Origin of the sequence: Hydrogenophaga palleronii (assembly GCF_031457455.1) — a bacterium.
GTDB lineage: Bacteria > Pseudomonadota > Gammaproteobacteria > Burkholderiales > Burkholderiaceae_C > Hydrogenophaga > Hydrogenophaga palleronii_A.
Map to the genome: position 1 here is coordinate 767,056 of NZ_JAVDWU010000001.1, position 23,043 is coordinate 790,098.

The following is a 23,043-nucleotide window of genomic DNA, read 5'->3' on the forward strand; positions in this document are numbered from 1 at the left end:
ACCTACACTGGCTTGTTTTTCACCACATCGGCGCTTCGCCGCTTGCCATCGATGCCTGCTTCAACCTCCACCCGCGTTTTTCATCGCCAGTTGCATCACGACCTGCCTGTGGCCGTGAGTGGTCAGGGGATTTCCATCACCGACAGCGCCGGGAAGGCGTACCTGGACGCCTCGGGCGGTGCGGCCGTCTCCTGCCTGGGGCACGGGCACCCCGACGTGATCGCAGCCATGCACGCGCAGATCGACAAGCTCGCCTATGCCCACACCAGCTTCTTCACCACCGAAGTCGCCGAGGAGCTTGCTGATCTGTTGATCGAGAGTGCGCCTGAAGGCATGAGCCATGCCTACTTTGTCAGTGGCGGCTCTGAAGCGGTGGAGGCGGCGCTGAAAATGGCGCGCCAGTATTTCGTCGAGATCGGTCAACCCCAGCGCCGGCACTTCATCGCGAGGCGCCAGAGCTACCACGGCAACACCCTGGGTGCGCTGGCCGTGGGTGGCAATGCTTGGCGGCGGGAGCAATTCAAGCCTTTGCTGATCAACGTGGCCCACGTGGCGCCGTGTTACGAATACCGTGACCGTCGCGAAGACGAGAGCGCTGAGCAATACGGCCAGCGTCTGGTGGCGGAACTGTCAGCCACGATTGAGCAGCTCGGCCCTGAAAACGTGATCGCTTTTGTGGCCGAGACGGTGGGCGGCGCCACCGCAGGAGTCTTGCCTCCGGTCCCTGGGTACTTTCGCGGCGTGCGCGAACTGTGTGACCGTCACGGCATCTTGCTCATTCTTGACGAGGTCATGTGCGGCATGGGACGCACCGGCACCTTGCACGCCTGCGAGCAGGAGGGCGTGGTGCCCGACCTGGTCACCATCGCCAAAGGTCTGGGCGGAGGCTACCAGCCCATTGGTGCCGTGCTGGCCCAGGCCCGGCTGGTGGACACGTTTCGGCAGGGCAGTGGCCTGTTCCAGCATGGGCACACCTACCTGGGCCATGCCGTGGCCTGCGCGGCGGCGTTGGCGGTGCAGCAGGTGATTCGGCGGGATGGTCTGCTGGCGCAGGTGCGATCCCGTGGCGAGGCGTTCCAGGCCAGACTGCTAGAGGCGTTTTCCAGCCACCCGCATGTGGGCGACATCCGCGGCCGAGGCTTGTTCTGGGGGCTTGAGCTCGTGACGGACAGGCGCAGCAAGCAGTGGTTCGACCCGGATTTGAAGCTGCACGCGCGCATCAAGAAGGCCGCCATGGCAGAAGGACTGATGGTCTACCCCATGGGAGGCACAGTGGACGGCCGCTGTGGCGACCATGTGCTGCTGGCACCACCTTTTGTGGCCAGTGAGGCAGAACTGGCGGAGATTGTCGAGCGGTTGAACCGCTCCATCGACGCCGCCATTCGATCTGCCGGGTAAACCTGTGGATGGCATGACGGGGTTATTACTTAGGGCGCGACGCGTTGGGAGGTAAACGTTTGAATTAACATCACCAGTCCAAGACACGATCTGTCGATTTTTTTCCATGCAACGCAGCGACCCTGCAGGAGACCTCAATGAAAAAATTGTTCGCATGCATCACCGCCATTGCCGCCGCCACCGCCATGCTCGCGCCGGTGACAAGCGTCCAGGCCCAGCAAAAGTTCATGACGATCGGCACCGGTGGCGTCACCGGCGTCTATTACGCTGCGGGTGGCGCCATCTGCCGCCTGGTGAACAAGGACCGCGCCAAGCATGGCTTCCGCTGCTCGGTGGAATCGACCGGTGGTTCCGTGGTGAACATCAACACCATCAAGGCCGGCGAGCTTGATTTCGGTGTGTCGCAGTCTGACGTGCAGTACAACGCCGTCAATGGCGCCCGCCAGTTCGAAAAGGACGGCAAGCACAGCGACCTGCGTGCGGTTTTCTCCATCCACCCCGAGCCCTTCACCGTGTTGACGCGCAAGGAAGCCAACATCACCAAGTTTGAAGACCTCAAAGGCAAGCGTTTCAACATTGGCAACCCTGGCTCGGGCACTCGCGCCGCCATGGAAGAGTACTTGAGCACGGCCGGTTGGAAAGTCTCCGACTTCGGCCTGGCTGCCGAGCTCAAGGCCGACGAACATGGTGCCGCCCTCTGCGACAACAAGATCGATGGCTTCTTCTACGGGGTGGGCCACCCCAGCGCCAACATCCAGGACCCCATTACCACCTGCGGCGCCAAGCTGGTGCCCCTGACGGGTGCGGCTGTGGACAAGCTGGTGTCGGCCAACACCTATTACGCCAAGGTCAACATTCCTGGCGGTCTGTACGCCGGTCACCCGAACCCCACGCCTACCTACGGTGTGCTGGCTTCTTTTGTGACTTCGGCCAAGGTGGATGATGCGGCGGTGTATGAGCTGGTCAAGGCCGTGTTCGAGAACTTTGACGAGTTCAAGAAGCTGCACCCCGCTTTTGGCGCGTTGGATCCCAAGAACATGATCAAGGACGGCCTGTCGGCTCCGCTGCATCCTGGTGCCCTGAAGTACTACAAGGAAAAGGGCTGGATGTAATTTCGCCCGACTGCTGAGGTCGACAAGGGCCGCAGCCACAGGAAAGCTCTGATTCGTCAGGGCTTTTTTTGTTTGCATCCCCACCTTCATACCAAGAGGACTGCATGAAAACCCAAACCGCAACCGACGTGGATGTCAACCAGCTGGTGGCAGATAACGACACCGGCGGCCGCTCGCCTGGCCCCGTGATCAGCCGCCTGCTGCTCTATGTGGCCATTGCATGGTCGCTGTTTCAGCTATGGATTGCGTCGCCGCTGCCATTCACCTTGGGCGTGTTCGTGTTCAACGACACCGAGACCCGTGCGATCCACCTTTCGTTTGCCGTGTTCCTTGCCTACATGGCCTACCCGGCGTTCAAGCGGTCGCCCAGGGCCTACGTGCCGGTTATGGACTGGGTGTTGGCCATTGGGGGCGCTTTCTGTGCTTCCTACCTCTTTCTGTTTTACGACCAACTGGCCACCCGCCCCGGCCAGCCCACGCCTATGGACGTGTACACCGCAGCCGTCGGCGTGGTGCTACTGCTTGAGGCCACGCGCCGGGTGCTCGGCCTGCCCATGGTGATCGTGGCCGTGGTGTTTCTGGTCTACACGTTCGGCGGCCCCTACATGCCTGACATGATCGCCCACCGGGGCTTTTCGCTCAATCGCGCAATGAGCCACCAGTGGCTCACCACCGAGGGTGTGTTCGGTGTGGCGCTCGGCGTCTCCAGCAGCTTCATCTTTCTGTTCGTTCTCTTCGGATCGTTGCTGGACAAGGCGGGTGCTGGCAACTACTTCATCAAGTCTGCCTTTGCCCTGCTGGGCCACATGCGCGGTGGTCCGGCCAAGGCGGCCGTGCTTTCGTCGGCGGCCACAGGCATCATTTCCGGCTCCTCGATCGCCAACGTCGTCACCACGGGCACCTTCACCATTCCCCTGATGAAGCGCGTGGGCTACCGCGGCGACCAGGCGGGAGCGGTCGAAGTTTCCAGCTCGGTCAATGGGCAGATCATGCCGCCTGTGATGGGTGCCGCCGCGTTCCTGATGGTGGAGTACGTTGGTATTCCCTATATCGAGGTCATGAAGCACGCCTTTCTGCCAGCCATCATTTCTTACATCGCACTGTTTTATATCGTGCATCTTGAGGCGCTGAAGGCCGACATGGTCGGACTGCCGCGTCGAAACACGGGTACCGCCAGTGCCCGTTTGCTCTCGTTCGGCCTGACTGTCAGCGGCTTTCTGGTGCTGGCCGGTGCGGTGTACTGGGGTATTGGCTGGATCAAAACCGTGATGGGGGACGCCGCCATCTGGATCGTGGGTGCCGGTCTCCTGGGCGCCTATGTGGGCCTGCTCTGGTTCGGATCCAAGCAGCCAGAACTGGAGCTGGATGATCCCAATGCACCGGTGTTCGAGCTGCCTGAGACCGGCCCCACCGTCAAATCAGGCCTGCATTACCTGCTGGCCGTGGTGGTTCTGATCTGGTGCCTGATGGTGGAACAGATGTCGCCAGGCCTCTCCGCCTTCTGGGCCACGATGTTCATGATCTTCGTGATGGTCACCCAGAAACCCATTGTCGCGATGTTCCGGCAACAGGGTTCCGTCGGAGCGGCCACACGGCAGGGGTTCGCCGATCTTGTCGATGGTCTGGCCACCGGCGCACGCAACATGATCGGCATCGGTGTGGCCACGGCCGCTGCGGGCATCATCGTGGGCACGGTGTCGCTCACGGGCGTGGGTCTGGTGATGACCGAACTGGTGGAGCTGCTCTCTGGCGGCAACCTCATGCTGATGCTGGTGCTGGTGGCATTCATCAGCCTGATCCTTGGCATGGGCTTGCCCACCACGGCGAACTACATCGTGGTCTCCACCCTGATGGCGCCCGTGGTGGTGGAGTTGGGCGCACAGAGCGGCCTGATCGTCCCGCTCATTGCAGTGCATCTGTTTGTGTTCTATTTCGGCCTCATGGCCGACGTAACGCCACCGGTGGGTCTCGCTTCTTTTGCAGCTGCCGCCATAGCGCGGGCTGATCCCATCAAGACCGGTATCACCGCTTTCTTCTACAGCATGCGGACCGCGATCCTGCCGTTCCTGTTCATCTTCAACACCCAATTGCTCTTCATCGGCTTGACCGGTCCGTTCCATCTGGTGCTCACGGTGGTCAGTGCGGTGGTGGCCATGCTGGTGTTTGCGGCGGCCACGCAAGGCTACTTTCTCGTGCGCTCGCGCTGGTACGAGAGCCTTGCCTTGCTGCTCGTCACTTTCACCCTGTTCCGGCCCGGCTTCTGGTGGGACATGGTCTACCCGCCTTACGACATGGTGCCGGCCGCCAGCATGAACAAGTTGATCGAGGAGGCTCCGGCCAATACGGGCAAGCGTTTGTGGATTGAAGGCACCAACCTCAACGGGGACGATGTGCGCAAGGGCGTGTTGCTGCCGCTGGGTGCTCAGGCGCCAGCGCGCGAACGCCTGTCAAGCGCCGGGGTAAGCGTGGTCGCGCAGGGCGACGAACTCCTGATCTCCGGTGTGAAGTTCGGCAGTCCGGCCGAGAAGCTGGGCATGGAGCAAGGCTTCCGCATCGTGTCGGCCGAGATTCCGGCCGATCGTCCTGCCAAGGAGTGGGTGTTCATCCCGGCTGTGGTCCTTTTGCTGCTGGTGATGTTCCTGCAGCGCTTGCGGCGCCCTCGTCAGCCTGTGGCACCTGCCGCAGCGCCAGTGCAATGACCCGGATCGCGCTCGTCCATGCCCTGGCGCATTCCGTGGCGCCGATCAATGAAGCGCTGGCGGCGGCATGGCCGGAGGCCGTTCGCATGAACCTGCTCGACGACAGCCTTTCCGCCGACCTGGCTCGCCATGCCGGCAGAGGTGCCGGTGGCCTGGACGAGGTCATGCATCAGCGTTTCGAGGCGCTGGCCGCTTATGCCGAGGGTACTGGCGCCGACGCCATTCTGTTCACCTGTTCGGCATTTGGTCCGTGCATTGAAGCGGCCGCTGCGCGTCGCCCTCACATGCCGGTGCTCAAGCCCAACGAGGCCATGGTGGCTGATGCCGTGGCCCTTGGAGGACGAATCGGTCTCATCGCCTCGTTTGCGCCCACTTTGACCTCCATGCCGCCCGAGTTCCCCTCCGGCGCTGATCTCGTCACCCGACTTGCCGATGGTGCGCTGGACGCGCTGAATCGAGGCGACGGTGACCGGCACGACGCACTGGTGCTGGGCGCCGCCCGGCAGCTCAGGGATCAGGGTGCCGAGGTGATTGCGCTGGCACAGTTCAGCATGGCAAGGGCCGGTGGTCGCGTGGAACACGAACTGGGCATTCCCGTGCTCACCACACCAGGCAGTGCGGTCCGTGCGCTGCGAAGGCGTCTGAGCGCATGATTCGATCGACGAAGAGTGCCGTGAGGCTACAATCTTGGGTTGCCGTGAAGCGGATGACCGAAAGCCCAGCGCTGAGATAGAGACTATCCCGGATGGCCGAGCCAGGCACTGCAATGTAGGCGCGCGGGTGGCGAAATTGGTAGACGCACCAGGTTTAGGTCCTGACGCCAGCAATGGTGTGGGGGTTCGAGTCCCCCCCCGCGCACCACCTCACAGACGAAAAGATCCCGGGTCGGCCAGGCAGGCTGGTTGACCGCCACCCATTTGGAGATTGCGATGACCGTGACCGTAGAAACCCTTGAGAAGCTCGAGCGCAAGATCACGCTGACGCTGCCGGCCGATGTGATCCAGAACGAGGTGTCCAACCGCCTCAAGCGCATCGCGCGCGACGTCAAGATGGACGGTTTCCGTCCCGGCAAAGTGCCCATGAATGTTGTCGCTCAGCGCTATGGCTACTCGGTTCACTATGAAGTGATGAACGACAAGGTCGGCGAAGCGTTTGCGGTGGCCGCCAATGAGGCCAAGTTGCGCGTGGCCGGCCAGCCCAAGATCACGGAAAAGGAAGAGTCGCCTGAAGGCCAGCTGGCTTTTGATGCCGTGTTCGAGGTGTACCCTGAAGTCAAGATCGACGATCTGTCGACCGCTGAAGTGGAACGCGTTTCGGCAGAAGTGACCGATGCGGCCATCGACCGCACGCTCGACATCCTTCGCAAGCAGCGCCGCACCTTTGCCCAACGGGCTCAGGATCAGGCCGCGCAAGACGGCGACCGCGCCACGATCGACTTCGCCGGCAAGATCGACGGCGAGCCGTTTGAGGGCGGCAAGGCCGAAGGTTTCCAGTTCATCGTGGGCGATGGCCAGATGCTCAAGGAGTTTGAAGACGCGGTGCGCGGCATGAAGTCTGGCGAGTCCAAAACTTTCCCCCTGGCCTTCCCCGAGGATTACCACGGCAAGGATGTGGCCGGCAAGACCGCCGATTTCCTCGTGACCGTGAACAAGCTCGAAGCCGCCCACCTTCCCGAGGTGGACGAGGCCCTGGCCAAGTCCCTTGGCATTGCCGAAGGAACGGTTGAGGCCCTGCGCGCCGACATCCGTAAGAACCTGGAGCGCGAAGTGAAGTTCCGCCTCCAGGCGCGCAACAAGCAGGCAGCGATGGATGCGTTGGCAGCCAAGGCTGAGCTTGACCTGCCGAAATCTGTGGTCCAGGCCGAGCTCGACCGGCTGGTCGAAGGCGCGCGCGCAGACCTCAAGCAGCGCGGCGTGAAGGATGCAGACAAAGCCCCCATTCCCGAAGAACTGTTCCGTCCTCAAGCGGAGCGCCGTGTGAAGCTGGGTCTGGTGGTCGCTGAGCTGGTTCGCGCCAACGAACTGCACGCCAAGCCGGAGCAGATCAAGGCGCACATTGAAGAGCTTGCTGCTTCCTACGAAAAGCCCGCCGACGTGGTGCGCTGGTACACCGGCGACAACCGCCGTATGGCCGAGGTCGAAGGCATCGTGATTGAAAACAACGTCACCGAATTCGTGCTGTCCAAAGCCAAGGTCAACGACAAGGCCATCAGTTTTGATGAGCTGATGGGTCAGTCCTGACACTTGCATGGCCTCGTTGCGGGAAAGGGCGGACTTGTCCGCCCTTTTTTTCGCCTGGCCGCTTGTGTTTGGCCTCCAGTGCGCCATATGCCCATCACGGCCATGGGTGCTGCGTCGGCAAGGCGGCGGCGGGTTGGTTACAGTATGGAAATCGCAATGCATCAAAACATGGAGAAACGCATGAGCGCAATGGAAATTCAGAACCTGGGCATGGTGCCCATGGTCATCGAGCAATCCGGCCGAGGCGAGCGCGCCTACGACATCTATTCCCGCCTTCTCAAAGAGCGCGTGATCTTCCTCGTCGGTCCCGTGAATGACCAGTCGGCCAATCTGGTGGTGGCCCAGTTGCTGTTTCTTGAGAGCGAGAACCCTGACAAGGACATTTCGTTCTACATCAACTCTCCCGGTGGCTCGGTCAGCGCCGGCATGGCGATTTTCGACACCATGAATTTCGTCAAGCCCGACGTGTCCACACTGTGCATCGGCATGGCGGCCAGCATGGGCGCCTTTTTGCTGGCTGCGGGTGCCAAGGGAAAGCGATTTGCCTTGCCTAACTCCAAAGTCATGATCCACCAGCCGCTGGGTGGCACGCAGGGGCAGGCGACCGAAATCGAAATCCATGCACGCGAAATCCTCAAGACCCGCGAGCAGCTGAACCGCATTCTTGCCGAGCGCACCGGGCAGCCGCTGGAGAAGATCGAGCGCGACACCGAGCGCGACTACTATCTGTCCGCAGCCGAATCGGCCGAGTACGGCCTGATCGACAAGGTGATCGACAAGCGACCTGGCGCCGCCTGATACCCGGTTGAACGATGCCGCGTCCACGACATCTTCATTGAGTTTGTATCAATGTCCACATTCCGGGTGCTTTTCCTTCGATCAGCCCGGGTGGGCCTTGAACTATCATTGGTCCTGATACCCCGTTTCCCGCACACCTGACACCAAAGACCCATGGCCGACAAAAAAGCCACCACGCCTGAAAAGGCGCTTTACTGCTCGTTTTGTGGCAAGAGCCAGCACGAGGTCAAGAAGCTGATCGCTGGCCCCTCGGTGTTCATCTGCGACGAGTGCATTGACCTGTGCAACGACATCATCCGCGACGAGCTGCCGGGTCTGGAATCGGTCAAGGCGGCAGGGGACGATGTTCCAACGCCAGCAGAGCTCAAGTCCAATCTGGACAACTATGTGATCGGGCAGGACTCTGCCAAACGGGCGCTGGCGGTGGCGGTGTACAACCACTACAAACGCCTGCGTCACAAGCAGAGCGCCAAAAAGGACGACGTCGAACTGGCCAAGAGCAACATCCTGCTGATTGGCCCCACGGGCTCAGGCAAGACGCTGCTGGCACAGACCATGGCGCGCATGCTCAATGTGCCCTTTGTCATGGCCGATGCCACCACGCTCACGGAAGCAGGGTATGTTGGCGAAGATGTCGAGAACATCGTGGCCAAGTTGCTGCAGAGCTGTAACTACGAGGTTGAGCGGGCCCAGCAGGGCATCGTCTATATCGACGAAATCGATAAGATCACCCGCAAGTCCGACAATCCCTCCATCACGCGGGATGTGTCCGGTGAAGGTGTGCAGCAGGCGTTGCTCAAGCTCATTGAAGGCACCATGGCCTCGGTGCCTCCTCAAGGCGGCAGAAAACACCCCAATCAGGACTTTCTTCAGGTCGACACCACGAACATTCTGTTCATTTGTGGTGGCGCGTTCGCCGGGCTCGAAAAGATCATCGAGAACCGCACCGAAGCGTCCGGTATTGGATTTGGCGCTGTGGTCAAGAGCAAGAAACAACGTAGCCTGACCGATGCCTTCAAGGAAATCGAACCGGAAGATCTCATCAAGTTTGGCTTGATCCCTGAACTCGTGGGGCGCGTGCCCGTGATTGCGGCGCTTGCCGAGCTCAGTGAAGACGCCTTGGTTGAAATCCTCACCGAGCCCAAGAACGCTGTCGTGAAGCAGTTTGCTCGCATGCTGTCGATGGAGGGTGCCGAGCTCGAAGTCCGTCCAGCCGCACTGAAGGCTATTGCTCGGAAAGCCCTGGCCCGCAAGACTGGGGCGCGAGGTCTGCGGTCGATCCTCGAAAACGCGCTCATCGACACCATGTTCGAACTGCCGGGCATGAGCAATGTTGAAAAGGTTGTGGTGGACGAAAGCACGATCGAAGAGAACAAACCACCCTTGCTGGTGTACCGCGAGGCCGCCAAGCAGGCCTGAATGTCGCCTCCAGGCACGCGTCATGCCTCTGTCTGTGTGAAGTTGATGATGCGTCCGGTTGAAATCGCCCGCATCTGCCCCACGTGCCCATTTTGTCGAGGTTGAAATGTCCGGACACACCCCTTTGCCCAACTCACCGATTGATCTGCCATTGCTGCCGCTGCGCGATGTCGTGGTCTTCCCGCACATGGTCATTCCACTCTTTGTAGGAAGACCCAAGAGCATCAAGGCACTGGAATCGGCCATGGAAGCCGAGCGCCGGATCATGCTGGTGGCTCAGAAAGCAGCCGCGAAGGATGAGCCTTCGACCGAAGACATGTTCGAGATGGGCTGCGTGGCCACCATCTTGCAGATGCTCAAACTGCCCGACGGCACTGTGAAAGTGCTGGTCGAAGGGCTGCAACGTGCCAAGGTGCTAGACATCCGTGACGGTGAAAGTCACTTCGTGGCCAGCGTGGCGCCGGTGGATCCTCAGGTTGAGCGCGCCGAATCGCAGTCGAACGAGCTCGAAGCACTGCGTCGCGCCGTGATGCAGCAGTTTGACCAGTACGTGAAGCTGAACAAAAAGATTCCGTCCGAGATTCTCACGTCGATTTCCAGCATTGACGATCCCGGTCGACTGGCCGACACCATTGCTGCGCACCTGCCGCTGAAGCTGGAGTCGAAGCAGGTGGTGCTCGATCTGGATCCGGTCAACAAACGGTTGGAGAACCTCTTCGAGCAGCTGGAGCGCGAGGTTGACATCCTCAACGTTGATAAGAAGATCCGTGGTCGGGTCAAGCGGCAGATGGAAAAAAACCAGCGCGACTTCTATCTGAACGAGCAGGTCAAGGCCATCCAGAAGGAATTGGGTGAAGGCGAAGAGGGCGCCGACATCGAAGAGATCGAAAAGAAGATCAAGGCTGCCAAGATGCCCGCCGAGGCACGCAAAAAGGCCGACGCCGAGTTCAAGAAGCTCAAGCTCATGTCACCCATGTCGGCCGAGGCCACGGTGGTGCGCAACTACATTGATGCGCTGGTGGGGTTGCCATGGAGCAAGAAGACCAAGATCAAGCACGATCTCGCGCACGCCGAGGCCGTCTTGAACGAAGATCACTACGGCCTTGAAAAAGTCAAGGACCGGATCCTTGAATACCTTGCAGTGCAACAGCGCGTGGACAAGGTGAAAGCCCCCATCCTTTGCCTTGTAGGACCGCCCGGTGTGGGCAAGACCTCTCTGGGTCAGTCGGTTGCCAAAGCCACCGGTCGCAAGTATGTGCGCATGGCCTTGGGTGGCATGCGCGACGAGGCCGAGATTCGCGGGCACCGTCGAACCTACATTGGTGCCATGCCTGGCAAAGTGCTGCAAAGCCTTGGCAAAGTGGGCACGCGCAACCCCTTGTTCCTGTTGGACGAAATTGACAAGCTCGGCACGGACTTCCGGGGTGACCCCTCCAGCGCGCTGTTGGAAGTGCTCGACCCAGAGCAGAACCACACTTTTGCTGACCATTACGTCGAGGTCGACTTTGACCTTTCGGACGTGATGTTCGTCGCTACCTCCAACTCCATGAACATCCCGCCTGCGCTGCTGGATCGCATGGAAGTGATTCGCTTGTCCGGCTACACCGAAGACGAGAAGATCAACATTGCCATTCGCTACCTGCTGCCCAAACAGCTCAAGAACAATGGCATTCGAGAAGGTGAAATGGAGATTCGCGAAGACGCGGTGCGCGACATTGTTCGTTACTACACGCGCGAAGCCGGCGTGCGCTCTCTTGAGCGCGAACTCTCCAAGATCTGCCGCAAAGTGGTCAAGGGCTTGCTGCTGAAGAAGTACACACCCACCGTGGTCGTGGATGCCGAGAACCTCAACGAGTTTCTGGGTGTGCGCAAGTTCAACTATGGCCGCGCAGAGGTTCAGAATCAGGTGGGTCAGGTGGTCGGTCTGGCTTGGACAGAGGTCGGTGGCGATCTGTTGACCATTGAAGTCGCGATCATGCCGGGCAAAGGCGTGATCACCCGCACGGGATCGCTGGGCGATGTGATGAAGGAGTCGGTGGAAGCTGCTCGCACGGTGGTGAGAAGCCGCGCACGGGCGCTTGGCATCAAGGATGAGCAGTTCGACAAACGCGACATCCACATTCATGTACCCGACGGTGCAACACCCAAGGATGGTCCCAGCGCAGGCGCCGCCATGACCACCGCCCTGGTGTCATCGTTGACAGGCATCCCCGTGAGGGCTGATGTGGCCATGACGGGCGAGATCACGCTGCGAGGGGAGGTGACCGGTATTGGTGGCTTGAAGGAAAAGCTGCTTGCCGCACTGCGTGGCGGGATCAAGACGGTGATCATTCCGGAGGAGAACGTCAAGGATCTGGCGGAGATTCCTGAAAACGTGAAGCAGGGTCTTGAAATCGTCCCCGTCAAGTGGATTGACAAGGTGCTGGCAGTGGCGCTCGAGCGCCAGCCCGTCGCCTTGACGGATGAAGAGGTTGCCGCTCAAGTGGCTGCCTCCGTGGGCCGTCCCGCGCCTTCGCCTGACGCAGTGAAACACTGACTCAAAAAATGTAGAGGGTCTTGAAAAGGGCTCGATTTCTACGCTATAATTTCAGCTTCAGACAAGCACAGCAATGTTCTGAAAAATGCGGGAATAGCTCAGTTGGTAGAGCGCAACCTTGCCAAGGTTGAGGTCGCGAGTTCGAATCTCGTTTCCCGCTCCAGATTCAAAAAGGGAAGCATTGCTTCCCTTTTTTGTCGGTTTGTTGGAACGTCTGACCTGCACGTTTCCAGTCTGTGGCGCGATAGCAAAGCGGTTATGCAACGGATTGCAAATCCGTCTAGCCCGGTTCGACTCCGGGTCGCGCCTCCAGTCCTCCATGCCTCGCCAACCTAGGTTGTCGAGGTTTTTTTTTGCGGTTCGCTCGGCAGGGCACGTGGGCAGGTCAGGCCCGACCAACCTGAGACAATACATGGCGTGCCTCGATGGTGAAATTGGTAGACACAGCGGACTTAAAATCCGCCGCCTTTAATCGGGCGTACCGGTTCGATTCCGGTTCGAGGCACCAGTCCCTAGGATTTTTCCGGAATCGCCGGTACAGTGAGTTTCCATGACCCGTTACAACGCCCCCTTTGAGATACATGTGCATGGGGATGTACCCCTGCGCGAGGACGTCGTGTATGCCCAGATACAGGACGCGCTCAAACCCTTATGGCAGTACGCGGGGGCGCGCTCGCTCGCTGCCGCCGCTGAAAGTGCCTACGAGGATGAGCCAGGCATCCGGTTCGATGCTGCCACCCACGTACTCCAGATGTGCTGGACGGTACCGGGTGGTGAAGAGTTTCGACAGGTGATCGAAGAGACCTGCATGGCGCTCAATGACATTGCAGCTGCAGGTGCGCCGCTTGAAGTGTCTTTTTACGATACGGAGTACGACGAGGAAGACGACGCGGCCGAAGAAGAGGCGCGGGACGATTTCATGATGTGTTTTGTCGGCCCCACGCCGGCGGCCATCATGCAAGTGCAGCGCGATCTCCTGGTGCAAGACGTGATCCATGTGATGGAGCGCCACTTTGACTCTGCGGAGCTTGGCGAGGTTGTTGCTGCCGTCGACAAACTGTTCACACAGCGGTTTGATGCGTTGGTCAACTCCATGCAGCTCGGCAAACCACCGCGTGGCCATGGCGGGTCCTCTGGTCACGGCGGACCCCGCAAGCCAAGGCACTTGCATTGAACACGGTGGTTTTTTTCCTGGCTCAAGCACCCAACGAGTGGCCCTTTCTGACCACGGTTGTGCCCGGCTACTGCACCAAACTGGTGGATTGTTGATCGGGAGTGAGAGGCCGGCCTTCAGATTGGTATCTGGCGGGTCGCCCTCTGATGCAAGCCAGGTAGCCAACGCTCACAAGTTTCTTTCAAGGCCGCGATGCTTCCCGTGGCACAGAGTGAAACGCAGCCATGCTGAGCCGTGGCCTGAGCCGTATGAGCATCACCGAGCAGGCTTGCGGTTCTTCTTGCAATCGGCGTTGCGTTATCGATCAGATGCACGCTCGGTCCGCAGAGCTGTTTCAGCGTTTCGATGGCAAAGGGGTAGTGCGTGCATCCAAGCACCAGACTGTCCAGGCTTTTTTGCACAGGAACCTGATTCATCAAGGCCGTGACGAATCGTCTGCAAAGAAGCTCGATTGCCGTTTTGTCATCCTGCTCGATCGCATCTGCCAGTCCTGGGCAGGGCTGGCAAAAGAATGTCAAGCCTGATCCAGCTGCGGAGGTCTCCACCTTGTTTCGCAGTGTGGCAAAACGGCTGCTTGCCAGCGTGCCACTCGTGGCCAGTACGCCAATGCACCCTGTGAGTGAGGTCTGGGCGGCGGTTTTCAGGGCCGGCTCCACGCCGACGATGGGCAGAGCCGGGAACATGTCACGCAGGCTGTCGATCGCATGAGCCGTGGCTGTGTTGCAAGCCACGACGAGTGCATCGAGCGGGTGTTCCTGGGTCAGCCATGCCGTGATGCGCAGGGACCTCTCGATGACTTCCTGATTGCTGCGGCCCCCGTAAGGTGCAAAGGCGCTGTCGGAGAGATAGATCCAGTGCGTGTGGGGTACCTCGCGCTGCAAAGCACGCAGCACGCTCAAGCCGCCCACGCCGCTGTCGAAGACCCCGACGGTTCTCAAGCGCTGGTGACGCCAATGCCCTTGAACTCGCCGCTGGCGATGCGCTTCTGCCATTCGGCAGGACCGGTGATGTGGGCGCTGGTGCCGCCCGAATCCACTGCTACGGTCACAGGCATGTCGATCACGTCAAATTCGTAGATGGCTTCCATGCCGAGGTCTTCGAACCCCACCACCTTGGCGTGTTTGATGGCCTTGGAGACGAGGTAGGCTGCACCACCGACCGCCATGAGGTATGCACTCTTGTGCTGTTTGATGGATTCGATGGCGACAGGGCCACGTTCGGCTTTGCCAATCATGGCGATCAACCCGGTTTGCTCCAGCATCATGTCGGTGAACTTGTCCATGCGCGTGGCGGTGGTGGGGCCTGCGGGACCAACGGCCTCGTCGCGGATGGGGTCCACCGGGCCGACGTAGTAGATGACCCGGTTGGTGAAGTCCACAGGCAATTTTTCGCCTTTGGCGAGTATGTCCTGGATGCGCTTGTGCGCGGCGTCCCGGCCGGTGAGCATCTTGCCATTGAGCAGCAGGGTCTGGCCCGGTTTCCAACTGGCCACCTGTTCCTTGGTGAGCGTGTTCAGGTCGACGCGCTGGCTCTTTTCGGTATCCGGCGTCCAGTTGACGTTGGGCCAGAGGTCCAGACTGGGCGGATCCAGGTAGACCGGGCCGCTGCCATCAAGCACAAAGTGCGCGTGTCGCGTGGCCGCGCAGTTGGGGATCATGGCCACCGGCTTGCTGGCCGCATGGGTGGGGTACATCTTGATCTTGATGTCGAGCACGGTGGTCAGGCCACCCAGGCCCTGGGCGCCAATGCCCAGCGCGTTGACCTTGTCGAACAGTTCCAGGCGAAGTTCTTCGACCTGGCTCAGCTTTTCGCCCTTGGCTGCCTTGGCTTGAAGTTCGTACATGTCGATGTCGTCCATCAGGCTCTCCTTGGCCAGCAGCACCGCTTTTTCGGCTGTGCCACCGATGCCGATGCCGAGCATGCCTGGCGGGCACCAGCCAGCGCCCATGGTCGGCACGGTCTTGAGCACCCAGTCGACCAGGGAATCGCTGGGATTCATCATGATCATTTTCGACTTGTTCTCGGAACCACCGCCTTTGGCAGCCACCGTGATGTCCACGGTGTTGCCTGGGACGATTTCCGTGAAGATGACGGCAGGCGTGTTGTCCCGGGTGTTCTTTCGCGCAAAGTGAGGGTCGGCCACCACGCTGGCACGCAGCGTGTTGTCGGGGTGGTTGTAGCCGCGGCGCACGCCTTCGTTGATGGCGTCTTCAAGGCCACCTGTGAAACCTTCCCAGCGAACATCCATGCCGACCTTGATGAACACGTTGACGATGCCGGTGTCCTGACAGATCGGCCGCTGTCCGGTGGCGCTCATCTTGCTGTTGGTCAGTATCTGGGCAATGGCGTCTTTGGCGGCCGGGCTTTGCTCGCGCTCGTAGGCGCGTGCCAGGTGGGCGATGTAGTCGGCCGGGTGGTAATAGCTGATGTACTGCAGTGCGGCGGCAACGGATTCGATGAGGTCGTTCTGACGGATGCTCGTGGTCATGGCTGTGGGGTGGTTGGAGTTTGCTGCAGGGGGTTGTTGTCGCGACAAGCCTGAGCAAGTCTGCTACGGTGGGCCAGGGTGTATTTTGACAGGTCGATCCAACCGCAGCTGACACAGGAGAGTGCACATGACACAACGCATGGAACATGACACCATGGGCGCGATCGAAGTGCCCGAAGAATGCCTCTGGGGCGCACAGACCCAGCGGTCGCTTCACCATTTCGCCATCTCCACCGAGAAGATGCCGCCCGAACTGATCCATGCCCTGGCATTGATCAAAAAGGCCTGTGCCAGGGCCAACCATGAGATGGCCGGGCTGGCTCCTGACAAAGCGACAGCCATCGCAACGGCGGCTGACGAGGTCATCGCTGGCCAGCATGCCTCGGCTTTCCCACTGGCGATCTGGCAGACCGGATCAGGCACGCAGACCAACATGAACGTCAACGAAGTGCTGGCCAACCGCGCCAGCGAACTGCTGGGCGGTCCACGGGGCACTGGTCGCCTGGTGCACCCCAATGACGATGTCAATCGCAGCCAATCGTCGAACGATGTGTTTCCGACCGCCATGCATCTTGCGGCGGTGGAGGGCATTGGAAATCGGTTGCTGCCTGCGCTTGAACGCCTGCGGGCTGAACTCGATCGGAAGCGCGGGGCCTTTGACGACATCGTGAAGATCGGTCGCACGCATCTGCAGGACGCCACCCCTCTGACCTTGGGTCAGGAGATTTCAGGCTGGGTGACACAGCTCGCCCACGGGCAGCGCCGCATACGGGAGTCCTTGCCCCACTTATGTGAGCTGGCGTTGGGAGGCACGGCCGTGGGCACCGGGCTCAACGCTCCCTCCGGGTTTGGCGATGTGGTGGCGAAGCTGCTGGCGGATGAAACCGGCTTGCCGCTGGTCAGTGCACCGAACAAGTTTGAGGCGCTGGCCGCGTGTGATGCGCTGGTTCATGCCCACGGTGCGCTGAAAACGCTGGCCGCCAGCCTGATGAAGATTGCCAACGACGTGCGCTGGCTGGCCAGTGGTCCGCGCAGCGGATTGTGCGAGCTGGCAATTCCGGAGAACGAGCCCGGTTCGTCCATCATGCCTGGCAAGGTCAATCCCACGCAGTGCGAGGCGCTGACCATGGCCTGCGTGCAGGTGCTGGGTAACGATGTCGCGATCGGTATCGCGGGCGCCTCAGGGAATTTTCAACTCAATGTCTATCGCCCTGTGTTGATCCACAATTTTCTCCAGAGCGTACGGCTGCTGGCAGATGGCATGGACAGTTTCGAACGACACTGCGTCAAGGGAATCGAGCCCCAGCGGGCGCGGATTGCCGAGTTGGTGGAGCGGTCGCTGATGCTGGTGACGGCACTGAACCCCCACATCGGCTATGACAGGGCAGCCGCGATCGCGAAGAAGGCGCACGCTGACGGCACAAGCCTGAAGGCCGCTGCTCTGGCTTTGGGCTATGTGAGCGCAGAGCAGTTCGACCAGTGGGTGGTGCCCGGGAACATGGTCGGGCGCTGATCGGGGATCAACCCGGAACGTTGCCCATCGGTGGGGGTGATGCTGGCGGCATGGCACCAGGAACTGAGGTGCGCAACAGGGTTTTGAGTTCCCCGATTTCCTGCCGCAGCGATTGGACCTCCGCGTGCAACTGGTGTTCGATCGAGTGACCCACCGTCTCCACCGCGCCGACCGTGGCCTGGTGTTCACTTTCCGTGAATGTCTGCATCGCGTTCACGATGATCGCGATGAACAGGTTGAGCATGGTGAAGGTGGCGAACAGGATGAACGGAATGAAGAAGGCCCATGCGTACGGCGATTCTTCCATCACCGGGCGTGAAATCCCCATTGACCAGCTCTCGAGCGTCATGACCTGGAAAAGGGTGTAGAGGGAACGGCCCAGGTGCCCGAACCAGTCCGGGAACTGCTGACCAAACAGATGGGTGGCGATCACGGCGAACACGTAGAACACCAGCATCAGCACCATGGCGATCGAAGACAAGCCGGGAATGGCTGACAGGAGCGCTCCGACCACCCGGCGCATGGACGGCACGATGGTGAGCACCCTGAGCACGCGCAACACCCGCAGGGCCCGCAGGACCGCAAATGGGCCGCTGGCCGGGATAAGTGCGATCGCCACGACGGCAAAATCGAAAAGGCTCCAGGGGTCGCGGAAAAAAGCGCCGCGATGGACATACAGACGCACTGCCAACTCCAGCACGAACACGGCAAGGATGACCTTGTCCACGGCCAGCAACCAAGGTCCTACCTCGGCCATCACGCTGGCTGACGTCTCCAGCCCCATAAAGACCGCGTTGAGCACAATCAGCGCCAAGATGCCGTGTTGAATAATCGGCCGGGCCAGGAAAGCATGGCAGCGTTGGCGGAAATCGAGGGATGGCAGGGTGTCTGTGGACATGGGAGCTGGTGGGTGGCCTGATCGGCGAAGCACGCATTTTAGGGATTTGACGGCGGTCTTCCGTCACCTGACCGCACGGAGGCGCTTGCCCACAGGGGATTGTTTGGGATCACTTGGGCGCCGGCTCTCCGGCTTGGTCCGCGCATTGTTCCGGCGACGGGCAAGGGTGCTGATTCGAGCCGGATGGGTCCAATGGCGTATACCATGTAAGTGGCTCGTAAGAGCCTTTGCGCACAGTCGCTGGCGAACCTGAACCCACAACATTTAAGGAGACTGCCCATGTCCGCACCTTCGACGTCCATTGAATCCACGCTGGTCGAGAATCGCGTTTTCGAGCCCACCGAAGCGTTTGCGAAGGGCGCTCGTGTGTCCGGCATGGCGGCCTATGACGCGCTGTGTGCGGAAGCGGAGAACGACTTCGAAGGTTTCTGGGCCAGGCTCGCGCGGGAATCGCTGACGTGGCACAAACCCTTCACCAAAACGCTCGACGAATCGAATGCACCTTTCTACAGGTGGTTTGACGACGGTGAGATCAATGCCTCCTACAACTGCCTTGACCGGCACATGGGCACGCCGGTCGAAAACAAGACGGCCATCATCTTCGAGGCAGACGGCGGTGAGGTGACCAAGGTCACCTACAAGGAGCTTCTGGCCAAGGTGTCCCAGTTCGCGAACGCGCTCAAGGCCAGGGGCGTGAAAAAAGGCGACGTCGTGGTTGTCTACATGCCGATGACAGTGGAGGGTGTGGTGGCGATGCAGGCCTGCGCCCGCATCGGCGCGACCCACAGCGTGGTATTTGGCGGCTTCTCGGCCAAGGCATTGCAGGAGCGCATTCAGGACGCGGGCGCGGTGGCGGTCATCACGGCCAACTACCAGTTGCGTGGTGGCAAGGAACTGCCCCTGAAGTCGATCGTCGACGAAGGCATCGCCATGGGTGGGTGCGAGACCATCAAGAATGTGCTGGTGTTCCAGCGCACCCAGACCGCGTGCAACATGGTGGCGGGTCGCGACAGCTTCATGCATGAAGCCATGGCAGTCGAATCCACCGACTGCCCTGCCGAGATGGTGGGTGCGGAACATCCTCTGTTCGTTCTGTACACCTCGGGTTCCACCGGTAAGCCCAAGGGTGTGCAACACAGCACGGCGGGCTATTTGCTGTGGGCGAACCTCACCATGCAGTGGACCTTCGATCTCAAAGATGACGACATCTTCTGGTGCACGGCAGACATCGGCTGGATCACCGGCCACAGCTATGTGGCCTATGGTCCACTTGCAGCTGGCGCCACGCAGATCGTGTTCGAAGGTGTGCCCACGTTCCCCAATGCGGGACGCTTCTGGCAGATGATTGAACGGCACAAGTGCACGATCTTCTACACGGCGCCCACTGCCATTCGTTCATTGATCAAGGCGGCTGAAAGCGACGAAAAGGTGCATCCGGCCCGTTCCGATCTTTCCAGCCTCCGCATTCTCGGTTCGGTGGGGGAGCCGATCAACCCCGAAGCCTGGATGTGGTACTACAAGCACGTGGGCGGCGAGCGCTGCCCCATCGTGGACACGTTCTGGCAGACCGAAACCGGCGGCCACATGATCACACCTCTGCCAGGTGCCACGCCGCTGGTGCCGGGCTCCTGCACGCTGCCGCTGCCAGGGATCGCCGCCGCGATTGTGGACGAGACCGGGAACGACGTTCCGAACGGCGCGGGCGGCATATTGGTGGTGAAGAAGCCATGGCCCTCCATGATTCGCACCATCTGGGGTGACCCGGAGCGGTTCAAGAAAAGCTATTTCCCTGAGGAGCTCAAGGGGTACTACCTGGCCGGTGATGGGGCGGTGCGCAGCGCAGACCGGGGTTATTTCCGCATCACGGGGCGCATTGATGACGTGCTCAACGTGTCAGGTCACCGCATGGGCACGATGGAAATCGAGTCGGCGCTGGTGGGCAAGACGGACCTGGTGGCCGAGGCCGCCGTGGTGGGACGCCCTGACGATGTGACCGGAGAAGCCATTGTGGCCTTCGTGGTGCTCAAGCGTTCTGTTCCGACGGGTGACGAAGCCAAGGCTATCGCCAACGAACTGCGCAACTGGGTCGGCAAAGAGATCGGGCCCATTGCCAAGCCCAAGGAAATCCGATTCGGCGAAAACCTGCCCAAGACCCGTTCCGGCAAGATCATGCGGCGCCTGCTGCGGGCACTGGCCAAAGGCGAGGCCATCACGCAGGACACCTCGACGCTGGAGAACCCCGCCATCCTCGAGCAGTTGGCCAAGACCAACTGAGCAGGCAGGGGCATCCACCACAAAAAACCCGCTGAAATCAGCGGGTTTTTTTGTCGACTGGGCTGGATTATTTGTGGGACAAGACCCATGCAGACAGCTTCTTGGCCTCTGCAGCGCTGACCTGGGGGTTGGCGGGCATGGGGATTGCGCCCCAGACACCGGATCCGCCCTTGACGATCTTCTCCGCCAGCGCGTCCACTGCCTTGGCGTCGGCGCCGTACTTCTTGGCAACGTCTTTGTACGACGGACCCACCAGCTTCTTGTCGATGGCGTGGCAAGCCATGCAGTTCTTGCTCTTTGCCAGGGCCTCATCGGCCAGGGCGGGTGCAGACAAAGCGGTAAGGGCGGCCATAATCAGGAAAGCGCGTTTCATGTGGGTGTCCTTGTGATTGATTGAAAAGCTCGTTGGTCTGAATTCTAGCGATCGGAACGCCGCTGAAACGCCCGCTTACAGTTTCTTGCCGGGCTTTATCGGACCTTTACCGGAGGGTGTGATGTATTTACTGATATTGGGCCTCGGCATGATGTTGCTGAAGTATCTGGAGATCGGTTTTGTGGCCGAACTGTCTTGGTGGTGGGTGTTGGCGCCCTTTGCATTGGCAGTGGCTTGGTGGGCCTGGGCCGATGCAAGCGGCTATACCAAGCGCAAGGCCATGGAGAAGATGGACCTGAAGAAGAAGAACCGCCTGGAAAAACAGCGCGAGTCGCTGGGTATCAAGCCCAGGCGCCGCTGAAGTGTGTGCCTCACGGCCGGGCGAGGCACACGGTTCAACCAGGGCTCAATAGTTGTCCAGCACGGCGCCCTTGCTGGCGCTGGAGGCGTTGAAGGCGAATTTGGCCTGCACGCCCCGCGTATAGCGCGGAGCCGGTGGCGTCCATCCGGCGCGGCGCTTCTCGATTTCCGCTTCGGGTACGTTGAGCTCCAGCAATAGCTGGTGTGCGTCAATGGTGATGCTGTCACCTTCGTTGACGAAAGCGATTGTGCCGCCCGCCGCTGCCTCAGGGGCGACATGGCCCACCACCATGCCCCAGGTGCCACCGCTGAATCGGCCGTCGGTGATCAGGCCCACGCTCTCACCCAGACCTGCACCGATGAGCGCGCCGGTAGGGGCCAGCATTTCAGGCATGCCCGGGCCCCCTTTGGGGCCCAGGTAGCGCAGCACCATCACATCGCCTGCCTTGATCTTGCCGTCCAGAATGGCCTGCAGGGCAGACTGTTCGTCATCGAACACCCGCGCTGGCCCTGTCATCACCGGGTTCTTCAGGCCGGTGATTTTGGCCACTGCGCCTTCGGGGCTGAGATTGCCCTTGAGGATGGCCAGGTGACCATGGTCGTACATGGGTTTGTCGATCGGACGGATCACGTCCTGGTCGGCACGCGGCTCATCGGGCACACCTTTCAGCACCTCGGCAATGGTCTGGCCTGTGATGGTGAGGCAATCCCCGTGCAACAGGCCGGCGTTGAGCAACACCTTCATCACTTGCGGAATGCCCCCGGCCTTGTGCAGGTCGACCGCCAGGTATTTGCCACTGGGCTTGAGATCGCACAGCACAGGGGTCTTCTGCCGCACGCGCTCGAAGTCGTCGATGGTCCATTCCACGCCGGCTGCGTGCGCGATGGCCAGGAAGTGCAACACCGCGTTGGTCGAGCCGCCCGTGGCCATGATCACCGCCACCGCATTTTCGATTGCTTTCTTCGTGACGATGTCGCGCGGCTTGATGTCCTTTTTGATCGCTTCGATGAGCACCTTGGCCGATTCCTTGGCCGAGTTCATTTTCTCGTCGTGCGGATTGGCCATCGTGGACGAGTAGGGCAGCGAGATGCCCAGCGCCTCGAAGGCGCTGGACATGGTGTTGGCGGTGTACATGCCGCCGCAGGAACCCGAACCCGGGATGGCGCGCATCTCGATCTCGCGCAGGTCTTCGTCGCTGAGGTTGCCGGCCGCGTTCTGGCCCACGGCTTCGAAGACGCTGACGATGTTGAGGTCCTGGTCTTTCCAGCGGCCCGGGAGGATGGTGCCGCCATAGACGTAGATCGCAGGTACGTTGGCGCGAAGCATGCCCATCAGGCCGCCGGGCATGTTCTTGTCACAGCCACCAATCACCACCACGCCGTCCATCCATTGGCCGCCGACGCAGGTCTCGATGCAATCGGAAATCACCTCGCGGCTGACCAGCGAGTACTTCATGCCCTCGGTACCCATGGCCATGCCATCGGAGATGGTGGGTGTGCCAAACACCTGGGCGTTGCCGCCGGCTTCTTCGATGCCGGCGATGGCTGCGTCGGCCAGCTTCTGCAAGCCGGAATTGCACGGTGTGATGGTGCTGTGCCCGTTGGCCACGCCCACCATGGGTTTGACGAAATCGCCTTCCTCGTAGCCCATGGCGTAGTACATGGAGCGGTTGGGCGCACGCGACTTGCCCTGGGTGATGTGAGCGCTGCGGCTGTTGATGGGCTTGATGGGAATGGTTTTGTTGTCGGCCATGGTGTCGT

At 60.6% G+C, this 23,043-nt stretch carries 17 protein-coding genes and 4 tRNA genes; 16 read left to right on the forward strand and 5 right to left on the reverse strand.

What is annotated here, in order from left to right:
• Positions 1–51 precede the first annotated feature (51 nt).
• The 13 genes from J2W49_RS03590 (at position 52) to J2W49_RS03650 (ending at position 13,376) form a co-directional block, all read left to right on the forward strand.
• Positions 52–1,398, forward strand: a complete 1,347-nt coding sequence (locus J2W49_RS03590; protein WP_310311644.1) for an aspartate aminotransferase family protein — start codon at positions 52–54, stop codon at positions 1,396–1,398.
• Between the two features lie 137 nt (positions 1,399–1,535).
• Positions 1,536–2,510 (forward strand): TAXI family TRAP transporter solute-binding subunit, encoded by a 975-nt coding sequence (locus tag J2W49_RS03595; protein ID WP_310311647.1) that lies wholly within the window; start codon positions 1,536–1,538, stop codon positions 2,508–2,510.
• Positions 2,511–2,614: 104 nt separating this feature from the next.
• On the forward strand, positions 2,615–5,209 hold the full coding sequence (locus J2W49_RS03600; protein ID WP_310311649.1) for a TRAP transporter permease: 2,595 nt from the start codon (positions 2,615–2,617) through the stop codon (positions 5,207–5,209).
• Positions 5,206–5,862: an aspartate/glutamate racemase family protein gene (locus J2W49_RS03605; RefSeq protein ID WP_310311651.1), complete on the forward strand. Its 657-nt coding sequence runs from the start codon at positions 5,206–5,208 to the stop codon at positions 5,860–5,862. Before J2W49_RS03600 ends, J2W49_RS03605 begins: the two co-directional genes overlap by 4 nt.
• Before the next feature lie 121 nt (positions 5,863–5,983).
• Positions 5,984–6,070 (forward strand) — tRNA-Leu (locus tag J2W49_RS03610).
• Positions 6,071–6,138: 68 nt separating this feature from the next.
• The gene (gene tig / locus J2W49_RS03615) at positions 6,139–7,449 is read left to right on the forward strand and encodes a trigger factor (RefSeq protein WP_310311653.1); all 1,311 of its coding nucleotides are present in this window, start codon (positions 6,139–6,141) and stop codon (positions 7,447–7,449) included.
• Positions 7,450–7,629: 180 nt separating this feature from the next.
• The gene (gene clpP / locus J2W49_RS03620) at positions 7,630–8,247 is read left to right on the forward strand and encodes an ATP-dependent Clp endopeptidase proteolytic subunit ClpP (protein ID WP_310311655.1); all 618 of its coding nucleotides are present in this window, start codon (positions 7,630–7,632) and stop codon (positions 8,245–8,247) included.
• A gap of 153 nt (positions 8,248–8,400) precedes the next feature.
• Positions 8,401–9,666, forward strand: coding sequence for an ATP-dependent Clp protease ATP-binding subunit ClpX (clpX, locus tag J2W49_RS03625; protein ID WP_310311657.1), 1,266 nt, complete (start codon positions 8,401–8,403; stop codon positions 9,664–9,666).
• Positions 9,667–9,772: 106 nt separating this feature from the next.
• Positions 9,773–12,202 (forward strand): endopeptidase La, encoded by a 2,430-nt coding sequence (gene lon / locus J2W49_RS03630; RefSeq protein WP_310311658.1) that lies wholly within the window; start codon positions 9,773–9,775, stop codon positions 12,200–12,202.
• Positions 12,203–12,289: 87 nt separating this feature from the next.
• A tRNA-Gly gene (locus J2W49_RS03635) sits at positions 12,290–12,365 on the forward strand.
• A gap of 75 nt (positions 12,366–12,440) precedes the next feature.
• Positions 12,441–12,514: transfer RNA gene (locus J2W49_RS03640), tRNA-Cys, on the forward strand.
• Between the two features lie 107 nt (positions 12,515–12,621).
• A tRNA-Leu gene (locus J2W49_RS03645) sits at positions 12,622–12,710 on the forward strand.
• Between the two features lie 42 nt (positions 12,711–12,752).
• On the forward strand, positions 12,753–13,376 hold the full coding sequence (locus tag J2W49_RS03650; RefSeq protein WP_310311661.1) for a DUF6806 family protein: 624 nt from the start codon (positions 12,753–12,755) through the stop codon (positions 13,374–13,376).
• 116 nt (positions 13,377–13,492) lie between these two features.
• On the opposite strand, the gene murI is transcribed toward J2W49_RS03650, so the two are convergent.
• Positions 13,493–14,368, reverse strand: coding sequence for a glutamate racemase (murI, locus tag J2W49_RS03655; RefSeq protein ID WP_310311663.1), 876 nt, complete (start codon positions 14,366–14,368; stop codon positions 13,493–13,495).
• Positions 14,311–15,864 carry a fumarate hydratase gene (locus tag J2W49_RS03660; protein ID WP_310311665.1) on the reverse strand — a complete coding sequence of 518 codons (1,554 nt, stop codon included), beginning with the start codon at positions 15,862–15,864 and terminating at the stop codon, positions 14,311–14,313. Before J2W49_RS03660 ends, murI begins: the two co-directional genes overlap by 58 nt.
• 127 nt (positions 15,865–15,991) lie before the next feature.
• Here J2W49_RS03660 and fumC point away from each other — a divergent pair, with 127 nt between their 5' ends.
• Entirely contained in the window at positions 15,992–17,377 is a 1,386-nt protein-coding gene (gene fumC / locus J2W49_RS03665) for a class II fumarate hydratase (RefSeq protein ID WP_310311666.1), read from the forward strand.
• Between the two features lie 7 nt (positions 17,378–17,384).
• Here fumC and J2W49_RS03670 read toward each other — a convergent pair whose 3' ends face one another.
• Positions 17,385–18,275, reverse strand: coding sequence for an ion transporter (locus tag J2W49_RS03670; protein ID WP_310311668.1), 891 nt, complete (start codon positions 18,273–18,275; stop codon positions 17,385–17,387).
• Between the two features lie 279 nt (positions 18,276–18,554).
• Between J2W49_RS03670 and acs the strand changes: the two genes are divergently transcribed.
• On the forward strand, positions 18,555–20,549 hold the full coding sequence (gene acs, locus J2W49_RS03675) for an acetate--CoA ligase (RefSeq protein WP_310311670.1): 1,995 nt from the start codon (positions 18,555–18,557) through the stop codon (positions 20,547–20,549).
• Positions 20,550–20,616: 67 nt separating this feature from the next.
• Here acs and J2W49_RS03680 read toward each other — a convergent pair whose 3' ends face one another.
• Positions 20,617–20,922: a c-type cytochrome gene (locus tag J2W49_RS03680; RefSeq protein WP_310311672.1), complete on the reverse strand. Its 306-nt coding sequence runs from the start codon at positions 20,920–20,922 to the stop codon at positions 20,617–20,619.
• Between the two features lie 121 nt (positions 20,923–21,043).
• On the opposite strand from J2W49_RS03680, the gene J2W49_RS03685 reads away from it, so the two are divergent.
• Positions 21,044–21,283, forward strand: a complete 240-nt coding sequence (locus J2W49_RS03685) for a TIGR04438 family Trp-rich protein (RefSeq protein WP_310312172.1) — start codon at positions 21,044–21,046, stop codon at positions 21,281–21,283.
• Positions 21,284–21,328: 45 nt separating this feature from the next.
• Here the strand turns inward: J2W49_RS03685 and ilvD are convergent, their stop codons facing one another.
• Positions 21,329–23,035 (reverse strand): dihydroxy-acid dehydratase, encoded by a 1,707-nt coding sequence (gene ilvD / locus J2W49_RS03690; protein WP_310311673.1) that lies wholly within the window; start codon positions 23,033–23,035, stop codon positions 21,329–21,331.
• Positions 23,036–23,043 lie beyond the last annotated feature (8 nt).